We start from the raw sequence: 12174 nt of genomic DNA on the forward strand, positions 1-12174 counted from the left end.
GCGGTTGGCCCTGGCATTGAGTTCGCGGTAGGTCAGGCGCTGTTCGCCATGGACCACGGCAACCGCGTCGGGATGCGCCTGCGCCTGCGCTTCGAACAAGCCGTGGACGGTCCTGTCCCGTGGATAACTGCAAGAGGTCGCGTTGAAGTCTGCCAGCACCTGTTGACGCTCGGCCGACGACAGCACCGACAGGCTGTCCAGGCGCGCCTGCGGTGTCTGCTCCAACGCCTCCACCAAGCGCTCCAGCGCGACGTTCATGTAGGTGCAGACTCGCTGCGCACCGATCTGTGGCACGGCCAGCGCCGTCAAGCCGAAACCTTCGCCCAGGTCATCCACCGACAGGGTCAGTGGGTAGTTGGTACGCTCTTCGTTGCCCAGGGTTTCGATCCCTTCCCAACCGGCCAGGACCTCACTCGAGTCCTCGTCCACCGCGCTGTGACGGTAGTTGAGCAACGTGCTGAACAGCGGCATCGGCGCAACCACACCGCTGCAGCGCTGGGCCAGCGCCAGGGAGGCGTGTTCATGCCCCAGCAGGCCGGTCAACCGGGCGTGGGTGGCTTTCACGCCGTCACGCACGCCCTGGTCGCCCACGTCCACCCGCAACGGCAAGGTATTGATGAACATACCCAGCGCCCGATCAGCGCCATCGCCACCCTGCATCCGGCCCATCAGGACGGTGCCGAACACCACATCCCGTTTCCCACACACCTGGCTCAGCACCTGCCCCCACGCCAGGTGGACCAGGCTGGCCGCACCCACGCCGAGCTGGCGCGCCTGGGCCCGCAGGCGCAGGCACACCGACAGGTCGACAGGCAACCTGGCCTCCTCGATATCCCGTCCATCCCCCTGCACATCCTGGAGACCGAACGGCAGGGTCGGCTCGTCCACATCACCGAGCATCTCGCGGAAGAACGCTTCGTGTTCGGCGTGACTCACCCCCAGGCGAGCCTGGGCCACATAGTTGCGATACGGCACGGCCGCCGTCAGCGGCTCGGCCTCGCCCAGCAGGTGCGCCTGCATCTCGTGTCGCACCACTTCCATGGCGGTGTGGTCCAGCGCCATATGGTGGAACAGCAACATCGCCACCCAACGCTGGTTGGCCGCGTCCTGGGCGAACACCAGGCGCATCATCGGCGCCCGGGTGATATCGAGACGGTAATGCCGTGGATCGAAACGCTCCTGCAGCAGAGTAACGACATCTCCCGCCCCGGCTGCCAGCACCACCTTATCCACCGCCAGCGGCGCGTTGCGCCAGACCACTTGCACCGGCGAATCGAATCCTTGCCACACCACGCCGGTGCGCAAGATGTCATGGCGGTCGATGACATGCTGCAACGCATCCGCGAAGGCCGACAGCCGATCCCGACTGCGTAGTGCGAACAGTATTTTCAGCACATAGGGGTCGCCCTGCTCGGCGGCCAGGTGATGGTAATGGATACCTTCCTGCAGCGGCGCCAACGGGTAGATATCCTGCACATTGCCCGCGCCGCCCGGCACCGTTGCCACGACCCGGTCAATCGCCTCCTGATCGAGCTGGATCAGCGTGAGCATGTCCGGGGTGATCCGTTCACAGCCGGAGGCGATCAGGTTCGCAGGCACCTTGACCTCTTTGCCGCTGCCGACGGCCGCGGCCAGCGCCGCCAGGGTCGGCTGGCTGAACAGGACCCGCACGTCAGCGCTCAAACCGGCCTGGCGCATGCGCTCGATCAAACTCACCGCCAACAACGAATGGCCGCCCAGTTCGAAGAAATGATCATGGCGACCAATGCGCTCGACCTTGAGCAGGTCTTGCCATAGCTGCGCCAACGTGGCTTCGACTTCGCCTTGCGGGGCCTCATAGGCCCGTGTGGCGAGTGCATCCAGATCCGGTGCCGGCAGTGCACGGCGATCCAGTTTGCCGTTGGCGGTCAGCGGCCACGTGTCGAGACGCATGTAGGCCACCGGTACCATGTACTCCGGCAGTTGCCCTTGCAAATGGGCGCGCAACGTCTCGATGTCCACGTCCTGCGCTTGAGTGAAGTAAGCCACCAGGCGTTTCTCACCCGGCACGTCTTCACGGGCCAGGACCACGCAGTCCTTCACGGCATCATGTTGTGCGAGTCGGGCTTCGATCTCGCCCAGTTCGATGCGGAAGCCACGGATCTTCACCTGGTCGTCGTTACGCCCCAGGTATTCCACGGCGCCGTCGGCACGCCAGCGCGCCAGGTCGCCGGTGCGGTAGAGCAAGGCCGCCGGATCGGCGCTGAACGGATCGGCGACGAATTTCCCAGCGGTCAGTTCCGGACGGTTCAAGTAGCCGTTCGCCACACCGTCGCCGCCGATGTACAACTCGCCCGCCACGCCCACCGGCACCGGCTGCTGGTTCGCATCCAGCACGTAGACACGGGTGTTGCCGATCGGATGACCAATCGGGATACCGCCCTCGCCCACGCTCTGGATTTCGTAAGTGGTGGTGAAAGTCGTGGCCTCGGTCGGGCCATAGCCGTTGAGCAGATGCTGCGGTGCGCCGTCTTTCAGCACCCGGGCGATCACCGCCGGATCCAACACATCGCCACCCACGATCAGGTAACGCAGTTGCTTGAACACCGGCAGCAGGCCGTCGGCGTACTGGTGGAACAGCCCGGCGGTCATCCACAGCACGCTGACCGACTGCTCGGTCAACAACGCCGCGAATCGTTCCTGGGACAGCAACACATCCTGCTCGACCACCACCACGCAGCCGCCGTTGAGCAACGGCGCCCACACATCGAGAGTACTGGCGTCGAAGGCCGGGTTCGAGGCGAACGCCACCCGGTCCTGCTGGTTGAAATCGGCATAGCCGTTGTTGATCACCAAGCGGTTGATCGCCCGGTGTGGCACCAGCACGCCCTTCGGCATCCCGGTGGAACCGGAGGTGTACATGATGTACGCCACCGACTCGGCATCCTGGGTCAGGTCCAGGTTGTCGGCAGACTGGTCCAGCTCGACGAGATCCAGGTCCACTCGTTGCACACCTTCAGGCACAACCATCGTGCTCAGGGTCAGCAGCAGCTGTGCACCACTGTCCTGGATCATGAACTGCTGGCGCTCAAGCGGCGCGTTGACGTCCAGCGGCACGTAGACGGCAGCACACTTGAGCACGGCCAGTTGACTGACCAACAGGTCGGTCGAACGTGCCAAGCCAATGGCCACGCTGTCGCCCAGCTGAGTGCCCAGACCGATCAGGTGACGGGCCAGGCGGTTGGCCCTGGCATTGAGTTCGCGGTACGTCAGGCGCTGTTCGCCATGGACCACGGCAACGGCGTCGGGATGCGCCTGCACCTGTGCTTCGAACAAGTCATTGACGGTCCGGTGCCGCGGACAACGACGGCTAGTAGCGTTGAACCCCATCAACACTTGCCGGCGCTCGGCTTGCGGCAGTACCTCCAGACTGTGCAGGCGTGTCGTGGGGTTGAACTCCAGGGCCTTGGCCAGGCTGTGCAGCGCGGTTTCCATGTAGGCACAGATCCGCTGCGCGCCCACGCCGTGGCTGGCCAGGACGGTCAAGGCGAAGTCGTCACCCAGGTCATCCACCGACAGGGTCAGCGGATAGTTGGTGCGTGCTTCGCCGCCCAGGGTTTCGACGTCCTGCCAGGCCGCCAGGGTGTCCCGTCCATTGGCTTGTTCGCTGGAGTTACGGTAATTGAGCAAGGCGCTGAACAGCGGCGTCGGCGCCGCCACCGCGCTGCAACGCTGGGCCAGTGCCAATGGGGCATGCTCATGCCCCAACAGGGCGGTCAGTCGACCATGTACTTCCTTGACGCCGGCCTTGACGTTCTGCTCATCGACACTGACGCGAAGCGGCAGGGTGTTGATGAACATGCCCAATGCACGATCGGCCCCTTCGCCGCCCTGCATCCGGCCCATCAGCACGGTGCCGAATACCACGTCGTTCCTGCCCGATACCCGGCCCAGCACCTGTGCCCAGGCCAAGTGGTGCAGGCTCGCCGCGCCCACGCCTGACTGGCGGGCCAGACGCCGCAGGCGACGGCTCAAGTCGCTGTCGAGCAGTTGTGTCGCGGTCTCGATATCGTCACCGTCGCCCTGTACATCGTGCAGGCCAAACGGCAGCGTCGGCTCGTCCACATCGCCGAGCATGTCGCTGAAGAAGTCTTCATGTTCTTCACGACTCACCCCCAGGCGGGCCTGAGCCACATAGTTGCGGTACGGCGCGGGGGTGTCCAACTGGTCAGCGTGGCCTTGCAGATACGCCAGCATCTCGCGCTGCACCACTTTCATCGCCGCATGATCGAGGGCGATGTGATGGAACAACAGCATCGCGATCCAGCGCTGATCAGCCTGGTCTTCAGCGAACGTCAGGCGCATCAGCGGTGCCTGGGTGAGGTCGAGGGCAAAGTGCCGGGCATTGAAACGATTGTGCAGTTGTTCGCTGACGCTACCGGCCTGCGGATCCGCGACGAAGGCTTCCAGGCCCAGACGCGCCTCGCGCCAGACCACTTGCTGAGGTTCGTCGAGGCCCTCCCAGACGATGGCTGTGCGCAGGATGTCGTGGCGATCGATCACCACTTGCAGGGCCTGGACGAACTCGTCCAGACGCTCGCGGCTGTCGAAGGCGAACTGCGACTGCAACACGTAGGGGTCGCCCTGTTCGGCGGCCAGATGGTGATAGAGGATGCCTTCCTGCAACGGCGCCAGCGGGTAGATGTCCTGTATGTTGCCCATGCCACCCGGCACTTTCGACGCGATATGGTCGATGGCGTCCTGATCCAGGCGACTCAGCGTCAGCATCTCGGGCGTGATGCGCGTGCAATCGAGCGGGATGCCGTTGGCCGGCACCTGGATTTCGTTACCGCTACCCACCGCTGCCGCCAGCGCCATCAAGGTCGGCTGGCCGAACAGTACGCGCACGTCGGCACTCAGGCCGGCTTGGCGCATCCGCTCGATCAGGCTGACGGCCAGCAATGAGTGACCGCCGAGTTCGAAGAAGTGATCGTGACGGCCGACACGCTCGACCTTGAGCAGGTCCTGCCAGATCTGCGCCAGGGTGGTTTCGATTTCGCCTTGGGGGGCTTCGTAGCCGCGGGTGGTCAGTGCATCGTGTTCCGGGGCCGGCAGCGCTTTGCGGTCGAGTTTGCCGTTGGGGGTCAGCGGCAGTGCGTCGAGGTGTACGTAGGCCACGGGGACCATGTAGGCCGGCAGTTGTGCTTGCAGATAACTGCGCAGGATTTCGATGTCCACCGTTTCCGACTCGGTGAAGTAAGCCACCAGACGCTTGTCACCCGGTACGTCTTCACGGGCCAGCACCACGGCCTCTTTCACGGCCTCGTGTCGGGCGAGCTTGGCTTCGATCTCGCCCAGCTCGATACGGAAACCACGGATCTTCACCTGGTCGTCGTTACGGCCGAGGTATTCGATGTTGCCGTCCGGCAGGTAGCGGCCCAAGTCGCCGGTCTTGTACATCCGGGCGTTGGGCGTGGCGCTGAACGGATCCTTGAGGAAGCGCTCAGCGGTCAGGTCATCACGATTGAGATAACCACGGGCGACACCGGCACCACCGATGTAGATTTCCCCTGGGACGCCCAGCGGCACCGGTTGTTTATGTTCGTCCAGCAGGTAGAACTGGGTGTTCGCCACTGGTTTGCCAATGTGCGCGGCAAATCCGTCTTCCCGGGCCATGGAGACCCAACTGGAATAGGTCGTGGTTTCCGAGGGCCCATAGAGGTTGCACAGACGCTTAACCTGAGTCTGTTCGAACAGCGCCTCTACCAGGCTGCGCTTGAGGGCTTCACCGGCCACGTTCACCGTGTCCACGCCCTCGCCCAAACCACCGGACTCCAGCAACGCCTTGAGCGCCGACGGCACGGTGTTGATCAAGGTGATGGCGTGCTCGCCGTGTTGCAGTTCCAGCACATTAGTGACGACTTCGATGCTGCCGCCTGACGTCAATGGTGCGAAGCATTCATAGACCGCCAGGTCGAAGTTCAGCGAGGTCGAGAACAGCGTCTTCGACAAGGTTTGCGCGTCGAACGACCGATGCGCCCAGGTCAGGAAGTTCACCGTGTTGCGGTGTTCGATCATCACGCCTTTCGGCAAACCGGTCGAGCCGGAGGTGTAGATCACGTAGGCCAGATGCGACGAAGTCAGCTCGGCAACCTGCGGATTCGAGACGGACTCGTCCTGCCAGAGCCCGCTGCCGAGATCGATCACCGGCATCGAAGCACCGGCCAACAACCCAAGGGTCGTCGCCTGGGCCAGCACCACGGCTGGCGCGCTGTCCTCCAGCATGTAGGCAATCCGATCCGCCGGATACGCCGGATCCAGCGGTACATAACCGCCACCCGCTTTGAGAATCGCCAGCAATCCGACCACCATGTCGAGGCCACGCTCGACGCAGATTGCTACTCGCGAATCCGGCCGCACACCCTGCCCGCGCAGGTAATGCGCCAACTGGTTAGCCCGCTCGTTCAACTCGGCATAGCTCAGGCGCTGCCCGCCATGCAGCACCGCCAGCGCCTCCGGCGTGCGTTGCACCTGCTCCTCGAACAGCCCATGAATGGTCTGCTCCAGCGGATACTCGGCGTCGGTGGCGTTGAATGCCACCAGCAACTGCTCACGTTCCGCCTCCGGCAGAATCGGCAGATCGGCCAGCGACGAGTCAGGCGTACACTCCAGCGCCTGGGCCAGACTCGCCAGCGCAGCCTCCATATAGGCGCAGATCCGCTGCGCGCCGATCCCGCTCACCACTTGGACGGTGAGGCTGAAATCTTCGCCCAGATCGTCCACCGAGAGCATCAGCGGATAGTTGGTCCGCTCTTCGCCGCTGAGCACCTCAATACCGCTCCAGGCAGACGGAGCCTGGTTCGCGTCGGTGTGGCGATAGTTGAGCAAGGCGCTGAACAGCGGCGTCGGCGCCTCCACACCACTGCAACGCTGGGCCAGCGCCAATGAGGCATGCTCATGCCCCAGCAACGCGGTCAATCGACCATGGGTCGCCTTCACACCTGCACGGGCAGACATCTGCCCCAGGTTCACCCGCAGCGGCAAGGTATTGATGAACATCCCCAGCGCCCGGTCGGCGCCTTCGCCGCCCTGCATCCGACCCATCAACACGGTGCCGAACACCACATCGTCGCGGCCCGACACACGGCCCAGCACCTGCGCCCAGGCCAGATGGACCAGGCTCGCGACACTCACGCCGAGCCGGCGGGCCTGAATCTTCAAGTCCTGGCTCAGGCTGCCGGCGAGCGCCAACGAAGCTTCCTCGATGCCCTGTCCCGCGCCCTGCACATCGTGCAGGCCAAACGGCAGCGTCGGCTCGTCCACCTCACCGAGCATGTCGCGGAAGAAGCGCTCGTGCTCCTGTTGGCTGACACCCAGGCGAGCCTGGGCCACATAGTTGCGATAAGGCATCGCCGCCGCCAACTGCCCGGCCTGCCCGAGCAAGTGCGCCTGCATCTCCTGGCGCACCACTTCCAGCGCCGTGTGGTCGAGGGCCATATGGTGGAACAGCAGGGTCGCGACCCAGCGCTGGTGGCTTGCATCCTGGGCAAAACGGATGCACATCAACGGCGCCTGGCGGATATCCAGGCGATGGTGCCGGGCATCGAAGCGCGCTTGCAACTGAGCGGCGACGTCGCCGTCCTCATCCCGCAACGACACCTGTTCGACGCCCAGCGAAGCCTTGCGCCAGACCACTTGCACCGGCTCGTCCAGCCCTTCCCAGGCCATGGCCGTGCGCAGGATGTCATGGCGATCGATCACGCCTTGCAGGGCCTGGGTGAAGTCGTCCAGGCGTTCGCGGCTGTCGAAGGCGAACTGTGCTTGCAGCACGTAGGGGTCACCCTGTTCGGCGGCCAGATGGTGGTAAAGAATGCCCTCCTGCAATGGCGCCAGCGGATAGATGTCCTGCACGTTGCGGGCGCCACCCGGCACGGTCGCGACGATGCGGTCGATGGCGTCCTGGGACAGCGATACCAGTGGCAACAGGGCCGGGGTGATGTACTCGCAATCCGCAGGAATCAGGTTGGCCGGGACATTCACCTCGTTGCTCTCGCCGATGGCCGATGCCAGCGCCGCCAGGGTCGATTGATTGAACAGGATACGCACGTCGGCACTCAGGCCGGCCTGGCGCATCCGCTCGATCAGGCTGACGGCCAGCAACGAGTGGCCGCCGAGTTCGAAGAAGTGATCGTGACGGCCGACGCGCTCGACCTTGAGCAGGTCCTGCCAGATCTGCGCCAGGGTGGTTTCAACTTCGCCTTGCGGGGCTTCGTAGCCACGAGTGATCAGTGCATCGTGTTCCGGGGCCGGCAAGGCCTTGCGGTCGAGTTTGCCGTTGGGCGTCAGGGGCAGTTCATCGAGGTGTACGTAGGCCACCGGGACCATGTAGGCCGGCAACTGCGCTTGCAGATGACCGCGCAGGGTCTCGATGTCCACCGTTTCCGATTCGGTGAAGTAAGCCACCAGACGCTTGTCACCCGGCACGTCTTCACGGGCCAGCACTACGGCCTCTTTCACGGCCTCGTGTCGAGCGAGCTTGGCTTCGATCTCGCCCAGTTCGATGCGGAAACCACGGATCTTCACCTGGTCGTCGTTACGGCCGAGGTATTCGATATTGCCGTCCGGCAGGTAGCGGCCCAAGTCGCCGGTCTTGTACATCCGGGCGTTGAGTTCACGGCTGAACGGATCCTTGAGGAATCGTTCGGCGGTCAGGTCATCGCGGTTCAGGTAACCCCGTGCGACGCCGGCGCCACCGATGTAGATTTCACCCGGTACGCCCAGCGGCACGGGTTGTTTATGCTCGTCCAGCAAGTAGAACTGGGTGTTCGCGACCGGCTTGCCGATGTGCGCGGCAAACCCGTCTTCACGAGCCATGGAGACCCAACTGGAATAGGTCGTGGTTTCCGAAGGACCGTAGAGGTTGCACAGGCGTTTGACCGAGGTCTGTTCGAACAACGCTTCCACCAGACTGCGCTTGAGGGCTTCACCGGCCACGTTCACCGTGTCCACGCCCTCGCCCAGTCCACCGGCTTCCAGCAACGCCTTGAGTGCCGACGGCACGGTGTTGATCAAGGTGATGGCGTGCTCGCCGTGTTGCAGTTCCAGCACATTAGTGACGACTTCGATGCTGCCGCCTGACGTCAATGGTGCGAAGCATTCATAGACCGCCAGGTCGAAGTTCAGCGAGGTCGAGAACAGGGTTTTCGACAGGGTTTGGGCATCGAACGAACGATGCGCCCAGGTCAGGAAGTTGACCGTGTTGCGGTGTTCGATCATCACGCCTTTCGGCAAACCGGTCGAACCGGAGGTGTAGATCACGTAAGCCAGATGCGCCGAAGTCAGCTCGGCAACTTGCGGATTCGAGACGGACTCGTCCTGCCAGAGCCCACTACCGAGGTCGATCACCGGCATCGTTGCATCAGCCAACAACCCAAGGGTCGCCGCCTGGGCCAGCACCACGGCAGGCGCGCTGTCTTCCAGCATGTAGGCAATCCGATCCGCCGGATAGGCCGGATCCAGCGGTACATATCCGCCGCCTGCCTTGAGAATCGCCAGCAACCCGACCACCATGTCGAGGCCACGCTCGACGCAGATCGCCACCCGCGAATCCGGCTGTACGCCTTGCTTGCGCAGGTAATGCGCCAGGCGGTTGGCCTGCTCGTTCAGTTCGCCGTAGCTCAGGCGCTGATCGCCATGCAGCACCGCCAGTGCATCCGGCGTACGTTGCACCTGCTCCTCGAACAGCCCATGAATGGTCTGTTCCAACGGATACCCGGCGTCGGTAGCGTTGAACGCCACCAGCAGCTGCTCACGCTCCGCTTCCGGCAAAATCGACAGATCGGCCAGCGACGACTCAGGCGCACACTCAAGCGCCTGGGCCAGACTCGCCAGCGCCGCCTCCATATAGGCACCGACCCGCTGCGCGTCAACGCCACTCACCGCCTGGACGGTGAGGCTGAAGCCTTCGCCCAAATCATCCACCGACAGCGCCAACGGATAGTTGGTCCGTTCCTCGCCACCCAATGCCTCGATACCTTGCCAGGCTGACGACCCTTGCAACGCAAGGGGCTCCGTCATCGAATGGCGGTAATTGAGCAGCGCACTGAACAACGGCGTCGGTGCGACCACACCACTGCAACGCTGGGCCAAGGCCAGGGAAGCATGCTCGTGCCCCAGTAACCCGGTCAGCCGCGCATGTGTCGCCAACACGCCATCGCGCACGCTCCGCGCGCCCACCTGCACACCCAGCGGCAAGGTATTGATGAACATCCCCAGCGCGCGGTCGGCGCCCTCGCCCCCTTGCATCCGGCCCATCAATACGGTGCCGAACACCACGTCTTCGCGACCCGATACCCGACCCAGCACCAGGGCCCAGGCCAGGTGATGCAGACTGGCCGCGCTCACGCCCAACCGACGGGCCTGGCTGCGCAGACGACGGCTCAGATCGATGGCGACCTCTCGCCTGGCCTCCTCGACATCGCTGCCGTCGCCACGGACATCCTGCAACCCGAATGGCAAAGTGGGTTCGTCGATGGCACCCAACATGTCGTGGAAGAACGCTTCGTGCTCCTCACGGCTCACACCCAGGCGGGCCTGGGCCACATAGTTGCGATACGGCACCGCTGCGCCCAATTGGTCAGCCTGGCCCAGCAAGTGTGCCTGCATTTCGTGGCGCACCACTTCCAGTGCTGTGTGATCGAGCGCCATATGGTGAAACAACAGGGTCGCGACCCAGCGCTGGTGGCTTGCATCCTGGGCAAAACGGATGCACATCAACGGCGCCTGGCGGATATCCAGGTGCTGCCGGGTGTTCAACTGAACAGCAATGTCGCCGTCCTCATCCCGCAACGACACCTGTTCGACGCCCAGCGAAGCCTTGCGCCAGACCACTTGCACCGGCTCGTCCAGCCCTTCCCAGGCCATGGCCGTGCGCAGGATGTCGTGGCGATCGATCACGCCTTGCAGGGCCTGGGTGAAATCGTCCAGGCGTGCGCGGTTGTCGAAGGCGAACTGCGCTTGCAGCACGTAGGGGTCGCCCTGTTCGGCCGCCAGGTGGTGATAGAGAATCCCCTCCTGCAACGGCGCCAGCGGGTAGATGTCCTGCACATTGGCCGCCCCGCCCGGCACGGTCGCGACGATGCGGTCGATGGCGTCCTGGGTCAACCTCACCAACGGCAGCATGTCGGGGGTAATGCGTTGGCAGTCCGACGCAATCAGGTTGGCCGGAACTTTCACCTCGTTGCCGGCATCGTTGCCGACAGCCGCTGCCAGCGCAGCCAGGGTCGGTTGGCTGAACAGCACGCGCACGTCGGCACTCAGGCCGGCCTGACGCATCCGCTCGATCAGGCTGACGGCCAGCAGCGAGTGGCCGCCGAGTTCGAAGAAGTGGTCGTGACGCCCCACTTGTTGCAGACCCAGCAGGTCCTGCCAGATCTGCGCCAGGGCGGTTTCAGCTTCACCTTGTGGAGCTTCGTAGCCACGACTGATGACCGAATCCAGGTCCGGCGCCGGCAGGGCCTTGCGGTCGAGCTTGCCGTTGGGGGTCAACGGCATGGCGTCGAGGCGTACATAGGCCACGGGCACCATGTATTCCGGCAACTGCGTTTGCAGATGACCGCGCAAGGCTTCGATGTCCGCTGTTTCGTTCGCCGGCGTGAAATAGGCCACCAGGCGCTTGTCACCCGGTACATCCTCGCGGGCCAGCACTACGGCTTCCTTGACGTCCGCATGTCGGGCGAGCCGGGCTTCGATCTCGCCCAGTTCGATGCGGAAACCACGGATCTTCACCTGGTCGTCGTTACGGCCCAGGTATTCGATATTGCCGTCCGCCAGGTAGCGGCCCAAGTCGCCGGTCTTGTACATCCGGGCATTCGGTTCGCTGCTGAACGGATCCTTGAGGAAGCGTTCGGCGGTGAGGTCATCGCGGTTGAGATAACCACGGGCGACACCGGCACCACCGATGTAGATTTCCCCCGGTACGCCCAGTGGCACCGGTTGTTTATGTTCGTCCAGCAGATAGAACTGGGTGTTCGCCACTGGTTTGCCGATGTGCGCAGCAAAGCCGTCCTCGCGGGCCATGGAGACCCAACTGGAATAAGTCGTGGTTTCCGAAGGACCATAGAGGTTGCACAGGCGTTTGACTGAAGTCTGTTCGAACAGCGCCTCCACCAGACTGCGCTTGAGGGCTTCACCGGC

1 protein-coding gene is annotated in these 12174 nt (G+C 63.8%); it reads right to left on the reverse strand.

Annotated elements, in window-relative coordinates; all coding sequences use genetic code 11:
* A partial coding sequence (locus N005_RS03035; RefSeq protein ID WP_047699303.1) for a non-ribosomal peptide synthetase occupies nt 1-12174 on the reverse strand: 12174 nt, incomplete at both ends.

The sequence above is a fragment of the Pseudomonas mediterranea CFBP 5447 genome (genome assembly GCF_000774145.1).
Taxonomy (GTDB): domain Bacteria; phylum Pseudomonadota; class Gammaproteobacteria; order Pseudomonadales; family Pseudomonadaceae; genus Aquipseudomonas; species Aquipseudomonas mediterranea.